At 38.7% G+C, this 19,231-nt stretch carries 20 protein-coding genes; 8 read left to right on the plus strand and 12 right to left on the minus strand.

What is annotated here, in order from left to right:
* Positions 1-27 precede the first annotated feature (27 nt).
* Both IQ247_RS25140 and IQ247_RS25145 read right to left on the minus strand, forming a co-directional pair.
* Positions 28-801: a pentapeptide repeat-containing protein gene (locus tag IQ247_RS25140; RefSeq protein WP_193924145.1), complete on the minus strand. Its 774-nt coding sequence runs from the start codon at positions 799-801 to the stop codon at positions 28-30.
* A gap of 222 nt (positions 802-1,023) precedes the next feature.
* Positions 1,024-1,170 (minus strand): QAALIT motif small membrane protein, encoded by a 147-nt coding sequence (locus tag IQ247_RS25145; protein WP_193924147.1) that lies wholly within the window; start codon positions 1,168-1,170, stop codon positions 1,024-1,026.
* 212 nt (positions 1,171-1,382) lie between these two features.
* On the opposite strand from IQ247_RS25145, the gene IQ247_RS25150 reads away from it, so the two are divergent.
* From IQ247_RS25150 to IQ247_RS25160, 3 genes are all read left to right on the plus strand, one after another.
* Complete coding sequence (locus tag IQ247_RS25150; RefSeq protein ID WP_193924148.1) at positions 1,383-1,937, plus strand: pentapeptide repeat-containing protein; 555 nt, start codon at positions 1,383-1,385, stop codon at positions 1,935-1,937.
* 422 nt (positions 1,938-2,359) lie between these two features.
* Positions 2,360-2,812: a CAAD domain-containing protein gene (locus IQ247_RS25155; RefSeq protein ID WP_193924149.1), complete on the plus strand. Its 453-nt coding sequence runs from the start codon at positions 2,360-2,362 to the stop codon at positions 2,810-2,812.
* A gap of 349 nt (positions 2,813-3,161) precedes the next feature.
* Complete coding sequence (locus IQ247_RS25160; RefSeq protein ID WP_193924150.1) at positions 3,162-3,533, plus strand: hypothetical protein; 372 nt, start codon at positions 3,162-3,164, stop codon at positions 3,531-3,533.
* A gap of 235 nt (positions 3,534-3,768) precedes the next feature.
* Here the strand turns inward: IQ247_RS25160 and IQ247_RS25165 are convergent, their stop codons facing one another.
* The 3 genes from IQ247_RS25165 to rsmG form a co-directional block, all read right to left on the minus strand.
* Positions 3,769-5,343: a metallophosphoesterase gene (locus tag IQ247_RS25165; RefSeq protein ID WP_193924151.1), complete on the minus strand. Its 1,575-nt coding sequence runs from the start codon at positions 5,341-5,343 to the stop codon at positions 3,769-3,771.
* A gap of 357 nt (positions 5,344-5,700) precedes the next feature.
* On the minus strand, positions 5,701-6,243 hold the full coding sequence (locus tag IQ247_RS25170; RefSeq protein WP_193924152.1) for a hypothetical protein: 543 nt from the start codon (positions 6,241-6,243) through the stop codon (positions 5,701-5,703).
* A gap of 146 nt (positions 6,244-6,389) precedes the next feature.
* On the minus strand, positions 6,390-7,139 hold the full coding sequence (rsmG, locus tag IQ247_RS25175) for a 16S rRNA (guanine(527)-N(7))-methyltransferase RsmG (protein ID WP_375341249.1): 750 nt from the start codon (positions 7,137-7,139) through the stop codon (positions 6,390-6,392).
* Positions 7,140-7,227: 88 nt separating this feature from the next.
* On the opposite strand from rsmG, the gene IQ247_RS25180 reads away from it, so the two are divergent.
* The gene (locus IQ247_RS25180; RefSeq protein ID WP_193924155.1) at positions 7,228-8,004 is read left to right on the plus strand and encodes an ABC transporter ATP-binding protein; all 777 of its coding nucleotides are present in this window, start codon (positions 7,228-7,230) and stop codon (positions 8,002-8,004) included.
* A 128-nt stretch (positions 8,005-8,132) separates the two neighbouring features.
* Here IQ247_RS25180 and IQ247_RS25185 read toward each other — a convergent pair whose 3' ends face one another.
* Positions 8,133-8,927, minus strand: coding sequence for a response regulator transcription factor (locus tag IQ247_RS25185; protein ID WP_193924175.1), 795 nt, complete (start codon positions 8,925-8,927; stop codon positions 8,133-8,135).
* A 583-nt stretch (positions 8,928-9,510) separates the two neighbouring features.
* On the opposite strand from IQ247_RS25185, the gene IQ247_RS25190 reads away from it, so the two are divergent.
* The gene (locus IQ247_RS25190) at positions 9,511-9,759 is read left to right on the plus strand and encodes a DUF6761 family protein (protein ID WP_193924156.1); all 249 of its coding nucleotides are present in this window, start codon (positions 9,511-9,513) and stop codon (positions 9,757-9,759) included.
* A gap of 289 nt (positions 9,760-10,048) precedes the next feature.
* On the opposite strand, the gene grxD is transcribed toward IQ247_RS25190, so the two are convergent.
* The 3 genes from grxD to IQ247_RS25205 form a co-directional block, all read right to left on the minus strand.
* Complete coding sequence (grxD, locus tag IQ247_RS25195; protein WP_193924157.1) at positions 10,049-10,372, minus strand: Grx4 family monothiol glutaredoxin; 324 nt, start codon at positions 10,370-10,372, stop codon at positions 10,049-10,051.
* Positions 10,373-10,517: 145 nt separating this feature from the next.
* Entirely contained in the window at positions 10,518-10,775 is a 258-nt protein-coding gene (locus tag IQ247_RS25200) for a BolA family protein (protein WP_193924159.1), read from the minus strand.
* Between the two features lie 230 nt (positions 10,776-11,005).
* Positions 11,006-11,623: a hypothetical protein gene (locus IQ247_RS25205; RefSeq protein ID WP_193924161.1), complete on the minus strand. Its 618-nt coding sequence runs from the start codon at positions 11,621-11,623 to the stop codon at positions 11,006-11,008.
* 171 nt (positions 11,624-11,794) lie between these two features.
* Here IQ247_RS25205 and IQ247_RS25210 point away from each other — a divergent pair, with 171 nt between their 5' ends.
* Entirely contained in the window at positions 11,795-13,903 is a 2,109-nt protein-coding gene (locus IQ247_RS25210) for a S8 family serine peptidase (RefSeq protein WP_193924163.1), read from the plus strand.
* A gap of 42 nt (positions 13,904-13,945) precedes the next feature.
* Here IQ247_RS25210 and IQ247_RS25215 read toward each other — a convergent pair whose 3' ends face one another.
* From IQ247_RS25215 to grxC, 3 genes are all read right to left on the minus strand, one after another.
* Complete coding sequence (locus IQ247_RS25215) at positions 13,946-14,713, minus strand: lysophospholipid acyltransferase family protein (RefSeq protein ID WP_193924164.1); 768 nt, start codon at positions 14,711-14,713, stop codon at positions 13,946-13,948.
* A gap of 116 nt (positions 14,714-14,829) precedes the next feature.
* Positions 14,830-15,315: a tRNA adenosine(34) deaminase TadA gene (tadA, locus tag IQ247_RS25220; RefSeq protein WP_193924165.1), complete on the minus strand. Its 486-nt coding sequence runs from the start codon at positions 15,313-15,315 to the stop codon at positions 14,830-14,832.
* 243 nt (positions 15,316-15,558) lie between these two features.
* Positions 15,559-15,876: a glutaredoxin 3 gene (gene grxC / locus IQ247_RS25225; RefSeq protein WP_193924167.1), complete on the minus strand. Its 318-nt coding sequence runs from the start codon at positions 15,874-15,876 to the stop codon at positions 15,559-15,561.
* A gap of 713 nt (positions 15,877-16,589) precedes the next feature.
* Here grxC and glpX point away from each other — a divergent pair.
* Entirely contained in the window at positions 16,590-17,627 is a 1,038-nt protein-coding gene (gene glpX / locus IQ247_RS25230) for a class II fructose-bisphosphatase (RefSeq protein ID WP_193924169.1), read from the plus strand.
* 209 nt (positions 17,628-17,836) lie between these two features.
* Entirely contained in the window at positions 17,837-19,123 is a 1,287-nt protein-coding gene (locus IQ247_RS25235; RefSeq protein ID WP_193924171.1) for a glutamyl-tRNA reductase, read from the plus strand.
* Positions 19,124-19,231 lie beyond the last annotated feature (108 nt).

Consider the following 19,231-nt stretch of genomic DNA (forward strand, 5'->3'; position numbering starts at 1 on the left):
ATCTCCCCCTCTCCCCATCCCTCCGACTTAAAACGGTAAAAACTCAAGCAAGACGGAACCAAGACTTCCCACAAAGTCCATTAAAGTGGGTTTAGCTGGACGTACTTTTCCTTCTACTGGTGTTTGTATTTCTATAATAAATGCCTGTGCTGTTTGTAATCCATTGGTATCTTTCTGGGATGTAAACAGTTTTTCGGCAACTTGAGCATCTTGAAAAGCACCTTTGCTGTCTAACATATGATAGCGAGCAATACCGCGAGCTAAATAAGCTCCTGCATAATCGGGTTTAACCGCGATCGCTTGATTGAAATATTCTGTTGCTTGTTGTAAATTTCCTTTTTCTGCTGAAGCTACACCCCAAGCATAGAATTGTTCTGGATTGGCAATTTGCGAGCTTATTCCAGTTGCTCCTTGTAAATTAGCTGTATTGACATCGACATCTGTTAACTGTGCATTTACAAGATAAGTATTTCTTAAATCAGTACCTAATAAGTTTACACCACTGAGTTTAGCACTGCTCAAATTAGCTCCGAACAAACTAGCACCACTCAAGTCAGCATCACGTAAATCCGCTCCGCTCAAGTTTGCACGACTCAGATTTGCACCACTGAGATTTGCACCGCGTAAATCCGCTCCAGATAAATCCGACATTACCAAACCAGCACCGCTCAAATCACAATTCTGACAATTTTTCGTTGCTAACAACTGTCTAACGTGTTCGGATTTTGCTGCTTGGGCTGTGGTACTAAAGCTGAAAGTCGAAACAAGTACAACTATTGCGATCGCGAATTGGTTTTTCATTTTGAGTAACTCGATAGTAGTATATTTTCTTGACTACCCAGCTTAACCTAGAAAAATAAATACCATCACGATAAAAATACTCAGTAAAAACTCTAATATTTTAAGCCTCTCCCGATATGGGGAGAGGTTTGGTTATTCGGCTGTAGAATGTACTTCCTTCAACCGATAATTGCTATATTTATTAACTATTGTAATTATCAATCAATAACGCAAAACTGATATTCAGCGATCGCGTTTTTGCGCCAAAACCCAAAAAGTTTCGGTTGGTATATTTTCTTGGATATTGTGACTAAGAGAGAATAAACCCACTTGCATACATAAATGCAGCGTAAATGTTAACCCAATCGACACCAAAAGCTTCTCCCACATATAATTCCCCTGAGCAAACTATAGACGTATCCGTATTTTTGCTTCAGTTATAACTCATCTTTTTTCTAAACTCAGTGAGAACCGAATCAATATATTGCGATCGAGGTCTTAAAATATAGTGACTATTGTCACGACAATGGTTGAAGGACACTATTTCCTAACTCCCAATTAATCCAAAATCCAAAATCTAAAATTGTATAACTCTATTAGTAATGCACCCGCAAAAACACCGTCAAGCTTTGCTTTTAACTCTTGCTGCCATACTCACCGGAGCTACTATTTTCGCTGGTGTGGGTATTTATGTAGCATTAAAAAGTGTTGAAAAACCGCTTTCATCGTTGGATACATCGGATACATCTATTTTGCCGCTAGATTCACAAGTTCCCGTAGAAACAACCGCTCCATCAACAATAGAAAATCCTGCGGCTCAAGAAAATACGGCAGAAATAATCCCAGCACCCTACTCTAAAAATAAACCGGCTAAAAACCTTGGTGGGGTGAATTGGGAAGGAAAAAATTTGCAGGGAATGAACCTTAGTCAGGTAAATTTAGGTGGTGCTAATTTAAAAAACACTGATTTGAATGGTGTTGATTTAAGCGGTGCAAATCTCAGTGGTGCAAATCTCAGTGATGCCAATCTGAGAAATGCTAATCTAAACAACGCTGACTTGAGAGGTGCAAATCTTGGTAATGCAAACCTGCAAAAAGCCAACCTCAACGGTGCAAAGCTTGATGGTGCCAATCTTACTGGTACAGTTATGCCATGAAGGAGGATAAGGAAAGGGACTTTTGGGATAGAACTTATGAACTAACTGTATCTCTTGATAGATAAAAATAATGTTCCAAGAGGTTGATGAATAATCCGTTGGTAAATGTAGAAATAAAGTAAGCGGACATCAATTAAAATAAATTATGTACATGATCTAAAAAATCTAGATAAATGTAGATAAATTATTTTCTTTGCTTGTTGAATGCCCTATTCCGATGCCTTATACCTTACAACCCATAACAAACACTTTTATCTGGCAAAAAGGAAAGTAACAATAAATTAACAAATAAGTGTTTTTTCTCATAGGATAAAGTAAATATGGTGATATGTAGGAAAAGACTGATACCGCAAAATCAAATATTTTAAGCAGTCAAAGAAATTTCAGAAACGTTATTAAATTTATCAAAGTAAGGAGAACAAATGGAGACAGAATACAAAGAGCCACAAAACGTTAATACTGCTCTACAAAATGAGATGCCAGCGTTAGATGGTACTAATTCCCAAACTTTGGCTAAGTTACCACCTGCTGAAGAACCCGATCAATTGCAAATGATCGGTGCAAAAATATCTCAATTTTTAGCAGAAATTCCTCAAGATTTAAATAAGTTTTACAGTGCATACAAGACACCAATTATTGCACTTGCCGTGTTCTTGGCATCTTTCGTTATATTGAGAGTAGCCTTAGCAATGTTGGCTGCGGTAAACGATATTCCTTTAGTATCTCCGATTTTTGAATTAATTGGTATTGGATACACTGGTTGGTTTGTTTTCCGCTATCTACTCAAAGCACCAACCCGAAAAGAATTAGCCGCTGAAATTGCATCATTTAAGAGAGAAATTACGGGCAAAAACACAACAGAAACTTTGAACTAAATTCTTATACAGCTTCTGTAAAAGTTTCTTACTCATTTATTTGTAATAATTGTGCGAACCCGGTTTCTTCCAGAAACCGAGTTTTTTTAATGTTAAATTTTCCGATTGATATGAAATGGCAATATCTTGAAATTATAAAAACTTGGAAAATATTCCCCTAACTTACTTTTACTAACAAATTCATCCCAATGTATTAATAATTTTTACTTATAATTATATCTGGAGATAGAGAAAAATTAATCAGTATTTAAGCTAAGTCACTTCTAACGATAGTATATTCTTTGCCATCTGTTAACCTAATCTAGTTTCATAAGTTAATTAATAAACTATTTAACGAGGATTAAAAACAATGGCTGATAACAAAAATAAAGCGGTAGATTCATCCGATCGTGTTCAAAGAGAACAATATGATCGAGGTATAGTTCCTGCTGAAACTGCGGCTCGTCGAGAAAGAGAAAAAGAAAATTATAAAACAACTCCTGATAAAGAAGAAGACCAAAGTTTAGACACAACTGAAGGTTATACCGTGGATCAAGAAGGCTTGTTAAATAATTATGCAGTTGAGCCGGAAATGTACTACGAAGAACCCGGTGACGCAACACAACAAGCAGAGGAAGAAGCCGCACAACGTGCAGAAGAGCTTGAAGAAGTTAATGAAGATAGTGAAGGTGATTTGACAATGGATGCTGACAAACGAGGTAAAGGACCAGGGATTATTTAAGGGAATTGGTAATTGGTAATTGGTAATTGGTAATGGGTAATTGGGGATTGGTAATTGGTAATAAAAATCCGTGTAATCCTTTTTAATCTGTGATTAAAATGGGGATAATGGTTCATAGTTGTCTATGTAATTCCTAAGAAATAATAAATTTGTTGCTCACGGTTATTCATAGCCATTACCCATTACCCATTACCCATTACCCATTACCCATTACCTAATATATATTTTGGTGAATTTAAATCGTAAATGATTCAGTTTCCGGCTGATACCATTCATTTTGATATCGTTCCACAACTAAAGGTTTGACAACGAACTTGGGTGGGAAGCCTTCTTTTACATCAATCCGAAGCCCTGAATATGGTCTTCGTTTATGAGAACCAGAACCGTTACGACCGATAAAAAGTTGCGATCGCGCCACTAATTTAGATTTATCTTCACCGTTTATTGATAAATTTTCCCATAAATCTGCTCCTTCTGGTCGTTGTCGTCGTAAGCTATGTCCGCTGCCACCGCAAACAATCCAGTTGATGTTAGAGTCAGCGTTACCTGTATCTAATGTTTTGATATGTTCCATGCAGTGAGCGTGTCCGTTCAAAACTAAATCGACTATGGGACGACCTTGAGTTAAGGACTTAACCTCTTGAGCAACTGCATTGAGTACGTTACGGATACGGCTACGAACTGCGAGGGTTTGCGCTTGCTCCCATTTTGTAGCTTCAGTAACGTAGGGAGGATGATGAAAATAAACTACTCGTCCTCGGACATCGGAGGTATTCCAAGATTCAATTAAACGCAGCTTGAACCATTCGAGTTGTTCGATATCAGTGACAGTAATTCTAGGGCTATACAATTGCTTGTCAATATCAACAATTATTTCCTCAATTTGCGACAGCTTAGATTGTAAATCATCAATTTGCTCTGCTTCGCTGGGGTTATTGGTATTTAACTTTTCGGAAGTTTGCCTAATTTCTTCTTGCTCTTGTTCTAATTGATTGCGTCTTTTTTGCAGTGATAAGCGATAAGCATATCCTTCCTTTGTATCTGGTAAAGGAAGCGGATCATTAAGAGTATTGGAATCTAAAGCAAAAAAATCAATTCCGCCATAGCGAAAGGTATAGTAACGATTGGGAAGACGGGTAAATTGCCCCGGTACATAGCGAAGACATTTTCCTGTATCTGTTTTCGCGGTATAGTATTCATCCAAATGCCGCGCTAATTCACCTGGAAGTTTAAACCGACTCAAATAATCTAAAAATGCTCGTGCAAATGCATCACCTTTGTAGGAACCGTGTCTACCAACTTCAATATCCAACTTTGAGGGAATGAAGCGGCGAAATGGTAAGGTTGTTGCGAATATTAAGCCAAATACAATCGGGATGTCGTAGTAATCGTGGTTTCCCAGTACGGGTAAAATCGGCAGTTTAAATACCATTTCATCGTAGGGAATTTTTTTGTAATTTTCGCCACCGATAATAAATTCTCGATAGGGTTTGATGAAGTTTTTCGGATAGTATTCGCTTGAACCCACTTGATAAACAACGTCACCCGTATGCAGCATAAATCGGCATTCTTGATGATAGGGTAGCATTAATTCTGCAACCTTTCTCATCGGGCTGTGTCCCCGGTGCGAGCCAGTGCCGCTATCACCTACTACCAGAAAGGAAAATTCGACATCGTCGGCTTTTCCATCATCGATAACCAAACTAGTTTGATCGATATTTCGTTGTGCGATCGCGGAGTCTCCCCACTTAACTCGCTGCTTCATCTTACGAATTTTATCGGCAATTGTAGGCTCAGATACAAATTTCAATATGATTTACTCCTAAATCTTCAACTGACATTTTTGTGCAACGATAACTGTACCAAATTAGTAATATCCTTTTATTAAGAAGACTTCTTCTTTCTAGAGTTAAGTTTTTTTTAATTTAAGTTCGTCGGGGAGATAAGTCCCCCTCTCATCGCGAAAGTCCTCTTAAAAGGACTAAATTATGATTTTTCCTGGTTGAAAATTCCCAGAAAATAACTGTTTAATATCACATCTGTTGGCATCTCAATAATACATTTTTAATGCAGAGTCACTAATCAGGTAAACGCGGAAAAGCGCAAAGTTATTAGACTCATAGAGTCATTCTGATTCAAGCAGAATCGATCTAAAATACAGCCTTTACTAATTGGGTGACTCGGAAGAGCCGGGAATTGTTAAATTTTCTTCAGCAGGAATCAACTGATTTAACACGTTGATATAGCTCAAAACTGTATTACGCTGTTGTTCTAAATTAACCGCAACGTTAATATTCTTTTTAGAAATAGCTTGTTGTAGTTCTTTAATTTTAGTGATATTTAAACTACCATTAACATCAGAGACTTTACTTAAAGCTGCTGCTGCTTCTTCTAAACGAGTATTTGCTACACCAAAGTTACGCGAATCTAAATTAACTGTAGTATCATACAAATCACCGCGAGCTTCCATCAAATAAGCCCGGTTTTTTGCTGTAGTTAACTGTTCTTTTGTTTGCTGTAATTCTGACTCTAACTGAATTTTCTCATCATTTGCAGAAAATTGAGAACGTGCTTGAAACCAACCAGCACCGTATAAAGCTGCACCGGCAATAGTCGCAACTACAATACCAATCAGAATTTTTTTAACTTGGGAAAATGCCGAATTTTTACTCGTTTTATCGGTTATTTTAACTTGATTTGTTTCACTCATGGCTTTTTAATATTGCTTCCCAGCTACAATTTATCCGTAAAAACTTTATAGTCCTTATCTTTAATTATCTCAAGAATATTCCCAAAACACTTGTCATTTGATATACACAGCAATTAATAATTAATAACTCCGGTAGTACTAACTCCTTAAAGCGGACGCTGAACAGGTACACCAATCCCACGAGGAAACTTTGCGGGTGTACTTGCTACTTTTCGTACATATAAACAATGGCGATCGCTGTTACTAATTGGTGTATTAAATTGTTCGATTGATTCTATGACTCCACCCAACTGCTCTACGGCATTTTCTATCTGACTAATTTCTTCGTCCGTTAAATTACCCCGGTAAATTACAGCTAATCCCCCTTGTTTCAATAATGGTAAAGTATATTCTGCACAAGCTGAAACAGAAGCTACAGCACGAATCAATGCCATATCATAAGTTTCTCGGTGCTGACTATCTCTACCAATTTCTTCTGCTCTACAAGTAGTCGCTTTCACATTTTTTAAATCAAGCGCAGGCAAAATACTATCTATAAAATTAATTTTTTTCTTTGTAGAATCAACAAGATTAACAGTACAATTTTTGATAATTATAGCTACCGGAATCCCAGGAAAACCCGCACCCGTTCCTAAGTCAATAATCTTAATTTTTTTTGTCTCTATACCCTCTGCTGAAATTAAAAACTTGATTCCTCGTAAAGAATCCCACAAATGTTTTTCCCAAAAATCTTCAGGGTCAGTAATACGGGTTAAATTTAGCTGACGGTTCCCCTCAACAATTAACTTATATAGACATTGAAACAGTTCTTGCTGCTCAAGAGATGGTTTCCAGTTAAGAGTTTCTTCCCAGATATCCATCCAAACGGGTAAACAAGATATAGTTGAATCGTTCACGAGTAAAATAACGAGTTATATTTTAGTTCAAAATAGTATTTTAGATATTAACTCGATAAAGGTGAATTAAAAGTAAAAGGTTTTAAATTTGGAGAGCAAGCAACCAATCCAACTACGATTAGAACAAGTCAGTTTAGTAGAAACGCTGACAACGCAAACCAAGCATAAATTGCCGGAATATCAGATATTACAGGATATTTCCGTTGAGATTTATCAAGGCGATCGCGTTGCGATTGTCGGACCAACTGGAGCGGGTAAATCTTATTTATTGCGTCTTTTAAATCGTTTATGGGAACCTACAAGCGGTAAAATTTATCTAGAAAATCGGGAGTATCGCCAAATTCCCGTACTAGAATTACGCCAATCCATAACCCTTGTAGCTCAAGAAACAAAGCTTTTAGGAATGAGTGTCAAAGATGCTCTGATATATCCTTTAAGGCTACGAAATTTGTCTAAACCTCAGATTGAGGAACGTTTAAGCTATTGGATGGAACAGCTGCATATTCCTAATGATTGGTTGGGTAGAACGGAAGTACAGCTTTCCACCGGACAGAGACAGTTAGTAAATCTTGCCAGAGGTTTAGTCATCCAGCCAAAAATTTTACTGCTAGATGAACCAACCTCTAGTTTAGATTTAGTTACCGCCCAACGGGTCATAGAAGTTTTAAATCAGGTATACGAAAAGCATCAGACTACAATTGTGATGGTAAATCACCAGCTAAACATAGCCAAAATGTTTTGTACACAGCTTTTATACCTACAACAAGGTCGTTTAATCACAAATCAGACAGCTTGTCAAATAAACTGGGAGAATTTGCAACAAAACTTAAAAGAAGCAGAAACCGACGATGATTTTGAATTTTAAAGGTCAAAAGTTAAAGGTCAAAGGTCAAAAGTTAAAGGTCAAAAGTTAAAGGTTAAAGGGAACACGATCATTACCAATCACTCAACTAACTGTTAACTGTTAACTGATAACTGATAACTGATAACTGCTCATCTCCCAGAAGCAATAGTAGAATGTTGAGTGGTAAATTGATTTTTAGATTGTTGATTTTGGTTTAATTTAGCAGAATTGTGAGATATATTTTGAGAAACATTTGTATTGAGCATTTCTATGTTAAATCTGTATCCTACGTTGCGGATGGTTTGAATTAGACTCGGTTGACGCGGATCTAACTCAACTTTTTTTCGCAGCGATAATACGTGTGTATCAATTGTGCGCGGATTGTCTATAGCATCTGGCCAAGCACGACGCAGTAGTTCTGAACGGGAAAGAGGCATTCCAGCAGCTTGCGCTAAAACGTAGAGCAAGCTAAATTCCTGGGGTGTTAAATCAATAAATTCACCTTTAAAACGGACGCGACGTTGTATTAAGTCTATTTGTAAAGCACCGTAATCCAGATAAGCTGGAGCTACAGGAGTGCGTTTACGACGAACAAGCGCTTCTACCCGTGCTAAAAATTCTTGCATCCCAAAAGGTTTACTTAAATAATCATCGGCACCAGCTTTCAAACCCGTAACAACATCAGCTTCATTACTTCGCGCAGAGAGCATTAAAATCAAAGGCTGTTGCTGACGATGTAACCAACGGCAAAACTCGATTCCATCACTATCAGGCAAGTCAGCATCAAGAATCACTAATGTTGGTTGATGAGTCAAAAAGGCTTCTCTTGCTTGATAAATGCTAGCAGCCTGGAATACCCTATAGTCCAGTTGTTGTAAGTGCCAACCGAGCAGCGACCTTAAATGGGGATTCCCCTCAATAATTTCAATACAAACTGAACCCACGGTGGCAAAACCCCTCATTCGAGCATGACATTCAAGGTAACAAAGCTTATAGCCTTAGTTTTGTAACCGTTGTTACTCCCATTCGTATTTGCTTGACATTTATTCTTTTTTTTAGTTTGCAGCATATTATTTTGTTACCTCTTTTACAATATCATTGGTGCGGTTGGTAACAATTTTCAATTTTTGTTATACTTATTTAAAATATTTTTTAACCGCTTTGTTTTGTTATTGATGTTTAGTTGCCTTCAAATCTCACTCAACAAGCTACACTTAAAAAAAATCTCCACAAGTGTTTTATGGTGAAAAGAAAGTAGATTTTGCTTATCAGATAGGGAAAAGCGTTTTTTGTGTAATTTGTAATTAACTTGTAATTAATAATGTTCAAAAAATATAACAGCCGCTTATTTACTCATCACATTAAGCCTATAAACGAATAGGATATATGTAGAGGTCGTGGCAAGATCAATTTTTAAGCAAGTTTTATTAGCTTGTGATTCATGGTCATCTAAAAGTAATACTTCACATTTGAACTGGAATCATTTACAATTCTCATTCCAACCCTCTAATAGTTCTTTCTTGCATTATGCTCCAAGACGCACGAACAATCCGCTACTATCAAATACTAACCGATGCCTTCATCGAACTCTGGAATCGCGGTTATCGTACAGATGATATGCGGATTTACCTTGATGGTTACTTAGCCGCATTAAGGACTAGTAACAGTATTGAACCTTACTTAATTCATCGTCTAGAAGAAGAAGCTACTCGCTTCTTGTTTGATGGTTCTAATTTCGCGGTGACTCAACCAGAGCCAGAGCCAGATTACTATTAATAAGCTTTGCGAGTCAGTTAATAGTAATTACTGCTCAACGCAAATCATTATAACACTCTATCTGTGAGTGTCAACTGTAGCAGCGGTGCGATTTTTTGTAAATGTTTTGTAGCAATTAAAATAAATTTTCCCCTCACTTGTTTGGTTGGTTATCCCAGAAAGTCCGTGAGGGGATTTTTTTTGCTCGCGCTGTTGCGGAGCGATAGGAGTTAGGAGTTAGGAGTTAGGAGTTAGGAGTTAGGGGTTAGGAGTTAGGGGTTCCCTGCTCCTTATTCCCTGTTCCCTTTTCCTAAGAAGCCATTGCGACTTCAACCATTTGCTGTAAATCACCTTTTTGGTAAAGTTCAATCAGAATATCGCTTCCACCAACGAATTCACCATTTATGTACACCTGGGGAATTGTTGGCCAGTTTGAATATTCCTTGATACCTTGACGGATTTCTGCATCTTCGAGAATGTCAAAAGTCTCGTAGGGGACTCCCAAAGTGTTGATAATTTGCACAACATTGTTAGAGAAGCCGCACATAGGCATTAACTTGCTTCCTTTCATGAAAACCATGATTTTGTTTTGCTGTACTAAGTTATCAATTCTTTCTTTAACTTCTGGTGTCATGATGTTTCCCTTTGATTATGGTATTTTAGCTCGTTGACCGGCATTTTAAGTTAGAAGCTGATGGTTAGTAATTTAGATAACCTGACTGGAAATGTTAATTGATTTCTTCAGCAGTAACTCATCACTTATAACCCATGATTAATGGTTATAAAGCGGCTGTTGTTTCCCAAGCTTCGGGAGTGTATGTTTTGAGTGCTAAAGCGTGAATAGCTTCGGTAGACATAGCTTGTTTCAACGCAGCGTACACCAACTGATGTTGTTGTACTAGTCCCTTGCCTGCGAATTGCGATGAAACTACACTTACTTGATAATGGTCACCACCGCCGGTCAAGTCTTGTACTTGAATCTGAGCATCTGGCATTTGTGCCTTTATCATTTCTTCTACTTGTTGCGGACTTATCATCGCAATCCCTACAAATTAATTTATTTTTCTACACTCTATATATTATGTACAAATTTTCAACAATTTCAGACAGTAGTAATCAATTATTCATTTACAAATCAATTAGCTAAATACTTGAAGAATTGTAGATAATTTAATCCTAGCACCAGAAATTCAAAAGCCACCGCCAAAATTTTTAAAATTTAACGGTGGTATATTTAATGATTTTATCGTGAGTATAAAAAACTTAGTTATTTTTTCGGTGAGGAAGCGTTACCACCACTTCTAGGATAAGGAGAATCAACAAAACCCAATTCAAACAATTGTTGATAAGCTTTTTTGCCTAACTCTCTGCTGGGATTCTGACTTTTGATAATTTGTACTAACAAAGGTACAGCTAATTCTGGTTTATTTTGCGCTCTGTTTACTAATGCTAACTGATAGGTAGCTTCGTCTCGCATTTGAGCGGCAGATAAAGCTTTCTGACGCTGGGAATCAGCAACTCTATTGTCTATTCCGGCAAAACTAGAGTTTAGTTGCTGATAGAAGTTTGATAGCTGATTGAAAACTAAACGTGCTTCCTTGAGTTTAGTCTCGGCTAAAGCGTAATTTTGCGAGGAAACAGCATTACCAGCCTCCGACATCAAACGCTTTCCACCGTCAAGGCTTAAAACACTACTTGTTTGTCCGGTGGGACTTATTGTATCAATACCATCTGGTTCTATAGGTTCTACAGGTTGTACAGGTTGTACTTGCGTGCTACGAGTGGGTAGTTTCACCTGAGCTAAGGCAGGTGATACCAGGCTAAAACTTGCTATTACCGATAGTAAAGCAAGACTAATATTGGGAACAGTTAGAGCAAATTTCATGGGGATAAATACTTGGGACAACTAAACAGAACGGGGATAGAACTGAAGGGTATCTTAACTCTGTTTTGCGATGAAAACAAAGCAAAGCTACATACACTCTTGTCTTTGATTTAGACTGAAAATCAAATCAACTGAGTTCCCACAGACATTAAAGTCACGAAAATAGCTGTCATGAGTACGAATGCCAACTCTCCAGAAAATTTTCCGTCGGATATACCAACTAGTAGTTTAGGAATGATTATACAACGCGGTGGTGAAGAATTAGTTTTAGAGAAGGTTCCAGACCGTTTTACAGTTCGTAGTAACACTAATATTCCGGTTCCACAATTAGCTAGAAATTTGTTAGGTAGTTGGCGTAGTAGTATTCCTACTTCCCGTTTAGAATTATTCAGGGTTGCTTCTACTAAGTTAGAGATGGCAATGTCCCAAGCACGCAGTTCGACAAATGTTGCTTTTGCTAGCCATGTTTACCAAATTAAAGGTAATCCTGGCACCTCAGTTTATCTGAGCGACCAAATGACGATTCAATTTGCTTCTTGGGTCGATAATACCAAAATTAACTCGATCGCTGTAAAGTTTGGTTTAGTTCTTGACAAACCTGTTGATGGTCTTCCTAATACTTTTGTATTTATTGTCGGTCAACAAGCTACACAAAATCCGATCAAAATTGCTAATCAGTTACAAAGATTATCTGAAATTTTAGCTAGCGAACCTAATATTATTATCCGTCAAGAATCTTATTACAAACCTCGCGACCCGCTTTATTTTCAACAATGGTATCTCAATCACAATGGTGGCAATCAATTGGCTCATGGTTCACATATTTCAGTTGAAAAAGCTTGGGATATTACACGAGGAGTTCCTTCGGTTGTTGTTGCGGTGGTAGATGATTCTTTTGATTTGAATCATCCCGATTTTATGGGTAGTGGAAAAATAGTCGCTCCGTTAAATTTAAAAGATAAAGATTTTTTACCTTTACCCACACAAGAACAACCAAGTCACGGTACTGCTTGTGCGGGAATCGCGATCGCGTCTGAAAATGGTACGGGAATTGCTGGAGTTGCTCCCGGCTGTGCATTTATGCCGATTCGTACTAGTGGTTTTTTGGATGATGAATCTATTGAAGCAATTTTTGATTGGGCGCTTCAAAAAGGAGCAAGTGTAATTTCTTGCAGTTGGGGAGCTTCTGCGGTATATTTCCCTCTTTCTTTACGTCAACGAGCTGCTATTACTCGCGCTGCTACGAAAGGACGCAATGGTAAGGGTTGTGTAATTCTATTTGCTGCCGGTAATGCCAATCGTCCTATTAACGCTACCGTATATGAGAGTGGCTGGGTTAAAGATATAGTCACAGGTAAAACGCGATGGCTCAGTGGTTTTGCGGTACATCCAGATGTAATTACTGTTTCCGCATCCACCAGTTTGAATAAAAAAGCCGCCTACAGCAATTGGGGTAGTAATATTTCCATATGCGCTCCTAGCAATAACGCTCAACCGGGAATGTGGTTTGAACAAACTGGTTTTATTTATACTCAGCCAGCAATTGCAGCTTCACTTCCTGGAAAGGGAATGTTCACGACTGATCAATTAGGAGCCGCAGGTTATAGCAAAGATGATTTTACCCCTTATTTTGGTGGCACTTCTGCCGCTACTCCGGTAGTTGCTGGAGTTGCAGCACTGGTTTTGTCAGCGAATCCTGACTTAACAACCCAGCAAGTAAAACGCATACTTGAAGAAACCGCAGATAAAATAGTTGATTTAGAACCCGATCCACAATTAGGTTTGCGTTACGGCAGTTACGATGATAATGGTCATTCCCAATGGTTTGGTTACGGTAAAGTTAACGCTGAAAATGCCGTGAAAGCAGCGCATAAACTGCAAAAAAATGCCGCGTTCGCAACGAAAAATATAGTAGGACGTAATAATGCAGTATTATCAATTCCCGATAATTATCAACAAGGCGTAAAAAGCCCGATTATGATATCCGAGTCTAGCAACGTCCGCGATATCCAAGTTAGCGTTAACATCAGCCATGAATTTTTAAGCGATTTAGAAATTTATTTGATTGCCCCAAACAATCAAAGGGTATTATTACAAAGCCGTACTTTAGGTCGTCGTCAAGAATTACAAACCACTTACTCAGTACAAACCCATCCAATTTTAAAAAATTTACTATGGCAGTCAGCCAAAGGAAATTGGCAATTATGGATTATTGACACAGCGCCACAAGATACAGGCAAATTAAAGAATTGGCAACTGATTTTAACAGTTAACAGTTAACAATAATTTCCTTGGCATGGCTCAACAATTAACAACTATCAACTAACTTTCTATGTGTACAAAACCACTACTAGCTAAATCATCATATTGATAGTTAAGTTGTTGAAGTGCATGATGCAAATCATCTGTAAGACTTTTCGCATCTTGCTTTATGCAGCCTTGAGCATAGTCAGAAACTTTGATTGGTGAACCGATGCTAATGGTCACATCCGCACCCCAACTTGGATAAGGGTGACTGTAATTGAAACAAATAGGTACAATTTTCACTCCTAAACCGGGATGAGATGATTCAGCGCTCATTGCCAAACGAGCAATTCCTGGTTTGAGCAGGTGAACTTCATTATCGCGAAAAATACCGCCTTCAGGATAAATAACTAACATTTCACCGCGTAGAAGCAATTCAACGGTATGACGAAGAGTTGTAATTGAAGGACGTTTTGCATTTATGGGGAATCCTCCTAAACGCCGCACAAACCAGCCTTGAAAGCCTTGACATTCGGTACTTGTAACCATAAAACGCAAATCTCTTCCGGTAATATATCGTCCGGTTGCATAAGGTAAAAGCAGCGAATCCCAACGGGCTTTATGGGTAGGAGCCAAGATTACAGGACCACTTTTAGGTAAATTTTCCTGTCCTGTAATTGTGATTTGGCTGAAATACAAAGGCAAAAGTATATTTCCTGCCAATAGGTAAGTTAAAGAACTTAACCAAGGAGAAATTCGCGAATCAGCATCAGCCAATTTAGTACAAAATTTACCATTGGCTATTTTTCGTCTGCCGGTATCAAATATTGAATCAAATTCCATCATCACGGTGGCTGCTGAATATTGAGTGAATCAAAATGTAAACAATTCTTGATTAGTAACACCGTAGATTTTCTGCCCCGATTTTTGTAGCACTAACTGGACAGTTTTACCTCTGTCCTTTAAGCTTTTCTATGTCGCCGATTAGCAAACCAAATTTGTAACTGTTGGCGACACTCAGATTCTAAAATGCCTCCAATTACACGCAAACGGTGATTAGAAGCCGCACTATCAGGAATGTTGGCAACTGTGCGAATCGCCCCAGTTTTCGGGTCATCTACTCCATATATTAGTAAACCTACACGGGCTTGGACAATGGCACCAGCACACATCGGACAAGGTTCGAGAGTAACGTAGAGAGTACATTCATGTAATCGCCAATTTTGTAACCTGCGCGTTGCTTCACGTATAGCGAGGATTTCCGCATGAGCGGTAGGGTCATTGTCGCGTTGTTTTCTATTTTCACATAAAGCAATTGCATTTTCAGATGAATCAATAATAACAGCGCCCACAGGAACTTCACCTGCTTCTCCAGCCGATTCCGAAAGCTTTAATGCTTGCTCCATCCACTTTCTGTGTATCAGATATTCGGAATAGCTACTTAACATATTCTTAATGAGTAGGGAGTAGGGAGTAGTGATGGGGAGAGGGGAGTAGTGAGTAGTAAATTGCATAAACCCCAGACAAAGTTCCCTTGGTGGACTACTAGTTGACACTTGAGAGTTGATAGTAGTTGGTGGTTAGTTGTAGAGTCAAAAATGTGCCTTTTTGCTAAGTCCTAAGATAATCAGCCTCATGCACCAAATGTAATTCATCAAAATTATTAACCATCAACTGTCAACTGTTAACTGTCAACTGTTAACTGGTTGATTCAACATCGGATCAAGTTGACCTTGAGTATCTAATTGATACAAATCATCGCAACCGCCAACGTGTTGATTATTAATGAAAATTTGCGGTACTGTACGTCGTCCATTGGCACGTTCAGCCATTGCAGTTCTGGCTGTTGCGTCTCCATCAATTTTATATTCAGTAAATTTAACGCCTTTCCACCATAAAAGCATTTTTGCACGAATACAGTAAGGGCAAGTCTGCCAAGTATAAATTTCTACGTTTGCTTTGATTTGTTCGGGATGGCGACCTAAAAAAGAGTTAAGAAAGTCGAACATGATCTTATTTAAGGCTATTTAACAGCTAATAACTTAAATATAGGACTCATCGGTATCTGGTGCTAAAAACCAAAATTTTGTCTATGAACCGGGTTTATGCAGGGTAAGTTCTAAACCCGCATTTCTCACAAACAAGAAGGAAGTTGGAAGTAGTAGTTAGGAGTGAGGAGTTAGGAGTGAGGAGTGAGGGGTGAGGAGTGAATATAATTCGTAATTCGTAATATCACCCTCCGGGTGACGCTTCGCTACGTAATATCTCCCTCCGGGAGACGCTGCGCGTTCAGCGCGGCACGACTCGGCTTTAGTAACGTAATTATTGCCCCATAAATAAAATAATGGTGCTTCAACATTGCCTACAATCAGGACATCCACGGATAAATCCGGGGGCTATGACCTGACGGACACGCGGAGCGTACAGACCATAAAATTTACGGGCGTGAGGAGTGGAAAAATCAATCCATCACTTAACGCTTACCACTTATTTGTGAGAAATCCAGGTAAAGAAATTTTAGCGAAAATAGCTAAAATACTGAGTAAATATAGTCAGCACAGCAAACCTTCCACCAGCCACTTTCACTTTTAAGCAGCAAAACTTAACACAAACCCTAGTCAAGATAGATTTCCACGGGTATACGCCCTTTGGTAGACTTAATAACTGATATCGCAATTCGCATTCTACCGCGAATGGCCAAGCAATTGAGAGGGCAGACTTCGTGGAAAATACTCTTGGGTTAGAAATTATTGAAGTCGTAGAGCAAGCGGCGATCGCTAGTTCTCGGTGGATGGGTAAAGGTGAGAAGAATACCGCAGATCAAGTGGCTGTAGAAGCTATGCGGGAAAGAATGAACAAAATCTATATGCGCGGACGCATTGTAATTGGAGAAGGGGAACGGGATGAAGCTCCCATGCTTTACATTGGTGAAGAAGTGGGAATTTGTACTCGTGAAGATGCTAAAAATTACTGTAACCCCGATGAATTAGTTGAGATTGATATTGCAGTTGACCCTTGTGAAGGTACTAACCTAGTAGCATATGGTCAAAATGGCTCTATGGCTGTATTGGCAATTTCGGAAAAAGGTGGGTTATTTGCAGCACCCGACTTTTATATGAAAAAGCTAGCAGCACCAGCACAAGCACGGGGTAAAGTCGATATCAATAAATCTGCCACCGAAAACCTGAAAATTCTATCGGAATGTTTGAATCGTTCCGTTGAAGAATTAGTAGTAGTAGTGATGGATCGTCCCCGTCACAAAGAATTAATTGCCGAAATTCGCGCTGCTGGTGCAAGAGTACGCTTAATTAGCGACGGTGACGTTTCTGCGGCTATTTCCTGCGGTTTTTCCGGAACTAATATTCATGCACTAATGGGTATTGGTGCGGCTCCCGAAGGTGTAATTTCTGCTGCTGCAATGCGTTGCTTGGGCGGTCACTTCCAAGGACAATTGATCTACGATCCAGAAGTAGTGCAAACAGGTTTAATTGGCGAAAGCAGAGAAGGTAATCTTGCCAGACTCAAAGAAATGGGTATTAATGACCCAGATAAATGTTACAACGCTGAAGAACTAGCTTGCGGTCAAAATGTACTCTTCGCAGCTTGCGGTATTACTCCCGGAACCTTAATGGAGGGAGTTCGTTTCTTCCACGGAGGTGCTAGAACTCAAAGCTTAGTAATTTCTAGCCAATCCAAAACAGCCCGGTTTGTCGATACTATTCATATGTTCGATAGTCCACAAACCCTAAATCTTAAGTAAAAAGTTAAGAGTTAGGAGTTTTGAGTTAAGAGTTAGGAGTTTTGAGTTTTGAGTTTTGAGTTAGGAGTTAGGAGTTTTGAGTTTTGAGTTTTGAGTTAGAACCACCGGAAATCGGAATTGTTAAACCTTTAACCTCTAACCTCTAACCTCTAACCTTTAACCTTTTTTATCAATTATCAATAAATAGTTAGTAATTACCATTTTAAGTAATGCATATAGCAGTAGTAGGGTTAAGTCACAAAACAGCCCCAGTCGAAATTCGAGAAAAACTTAGCATTCCCGAACCACAAACTGAAGGGGCAATTGCTCACCTGTTAAGCTATCCGAGTATTGAAGAAGTTACAGTTCTCAGCACTTGTAACCGCTTGGAAATTTATATCGTTACTCAAGAAAGCGAGCAAGGTATCCGAGAAGTAACTCAGTTTCTCTCGGAGCATAGCAAATTACCTGTAATGTCTCTGAGACCTCATCTGTTTATTTTGCTACATGAAGATGCGGTCATGCATTTGATGCGAGTTTCAGCTGGTTTAGATAGCTTAGTACTCGGAGAAGGTCAAATTATGGCTCAGGTGAAAACCACTCATAAAATTGGTCAGCAATACAAAGGTATTAAAACAGTTCTCAATAAATTATTTAAACAAGCCATAACTGCTGGTAAGCGGGTACGTAGCGAAACTAGTATTGGAACTGGTGCGGTTTCCATCAGTTCCGCAGCGGTGGAACTAGCGCAGATGAAAGTACAAAATTTAGCCGCAGTTCGAGTCGCGATCGTTGGTGCGGGAAAAATGTCGCGTTTACTAGTACAACATTTGGTTTCAAAAGGTGCGGGAGAAATTTGTATTCTCAATCGTTCTATAGCAAAAGCAGAGGAATTAGCAAAACAATTTAGCGCTTGTAACATCCAGATTGAAACTTTGGACAAAATGATGCAAGTAATTAACGTCAGCGATTTAATATTTACTAGTACTTCGGCAACGGAACCAATACTTGACCGCAGTAAATTAGAATTAATTTTAGAACCTACTCGTCCTTTGATGTTGTTTGACATTTCCGTACCGCGCAACGTTGATTCAAATGTCAACGAGCTAAACAACGTACAAGCATTTAATGTAGACGACTTGAAAGCGGTAGTCGCACAAAATCAAGAAAGCCGTCGTCAAATGGCTCAGGAAGCTGTATCTATTTTAGAACAAGAAGTAGAAGCTTTTGATATTTGGTGGCGCAGTCTCGAAACGGTTTCCACAATTAGTTCTTTGCGAAACAAAATTGAAACTATTCGCGAACAAGAATTAGAGAAAGCTTTATCGAGGTTGGGTTCGGAATTCGGCGAAAAACATCAAGAAGTCATCGAAGCCCTAACGCGAGGAATAGTTAATAAAATATTACACGACCCAATGGTGCAGTTGAGAGCGCAGCAAGATGTAGAAGCGAGACGACACTGTATGCAAACTCTGCAAAAATTATTCAATCTAGATGCAGAAGAACAGTATAGTTAGATTGGGAATTGGGAATTGGGAATTGGTAATTGGGAATTGGGAATTGGTAATTGGTAATTGGTAATTGGTAATTGGGAATTGGGAATTGGTAATTGAAGTATATAGTTG

The organism is Plectonema cf. radiosum LEGE 06105, from assembly GCF_015207665.1.
Lineage (GTDB): Bacteria > Cyanobacteriota > Cyanobacteriia > Cyanobacteriales > Nostocaceae > Rivularia > Rivularia radiosa_A.

What these genes read in the sequence shown, in the direction of transcription:
- IQ247_RS25140 (WP_193924145.1), bottom strand. Translation starts at nt 801, where the DNA reads ATGAAAAACCAATTCGCGATCGCAATAGTTGTACTTGTTTCGACTTTC.
- IQ247_RS25145 (WP_193924147.1), bottom strand. Translation starts at nt 1,170, where the DNA reads ATGTGGGAGAAGCTTTTGGTGTCGATTGGGTTAACATTTACGCTGCAT.
- IQ247_RS25150 (WP_193924148.1), top strand. Translation starts at nt 1,383, where the DNA reads ATGCACCCGCAAAAACACCGTCAAGCTTTGCTTTTAACTCTTGCTGCC.
- IQ247_RS25155 (WP_193924149.1), top strand. Translation starts at nt 2,360, where the DNA reads ATGGAGACAGAATACAAAGAGCCACAAAACGTTAATACTGCTCTACAA.
- IQ247_RS25160 (WP_193924150.1), top strand. Translation starts at nt 3,162, where the DNA reads ATGGCTGATAACAAAAATAAAGCGGTAGATTCATCCGATCGTGTTCAA.
- IQ247_RS25170 (WP_193924152.1), bottom strand. Translation starts at nt 6,243, where the DNA reads ATGAGTGAAACAAATCAAGTTAAAATAACCGATAAAACGAGTAAAAAT.
- IQ247_RS25190 (WP_193924156.1), top strand. Translation starts at nt 9,511, where the DNA reads ATGCTCCAAGACGCACGAACAATCCGCTACTATCAAATACTAACCGAT.
- grxD (WP_193924157.1), bottom strand. Translation starts at nt 10,372, where the DNA reads ATGACACCAGAAGTTAAAGAAAGAATTGATAACTTAGTACAGCAAAAC.
- IQ247_RS25200 (WP_193924159.1), bottom strand. Translation starts at nt 10,775, where the DNA reads ATGATAAGTCCGCAACAAGTAGAAGAAATGATAAAGGCACAAATGCCA.
- IQ247_RS25205 (WP_193924161.1), bottom strand. Translation starts at nt 11,623, where the DNA reads ATGAAATTTGCTCTAACTGTTCCCAATATTAGTCTTGCTTTACTATCG.
- IQ247_RS25210 (WP_193924163.1), top strand. Translation starts at nt 11,795, where the DNA reads ATGAGTACGAATGCCAACTCTCCAGAAAATTTTCCGTCGGATATACCA.
- IQ247_RS25215 (WP_193924164.1), bottom strand. Translation starts at nt 14,713, where the DNA reads ATGATGGAATTTGATTCAATATTTGATACCGGCAGACGAAAAATAGCC.
- tadA (WP_193924165.1), bottom strand. Translation starts at nt 15,315, where the DNA reads ATGTTAAGTAGCTATTCCGAATATCTGATACACAGAAAGTGGATGGAG.
- grxC (WP_193924167.1), bottom strand. Translation starts at nt 15,876, where the DNA reads ATGTTCGACTTTCTTAACTCTTTTTTAGGTCGCCATCCCGAACAAATC.
- IQ247_RS25235 (WP_193924171.1), top strand. Translation starts at nt 17,837, where the DNA reads ATGCATATAGCAGTAGTAGGGTTAAGTCACAAAACAGCCCCAGTCGAA.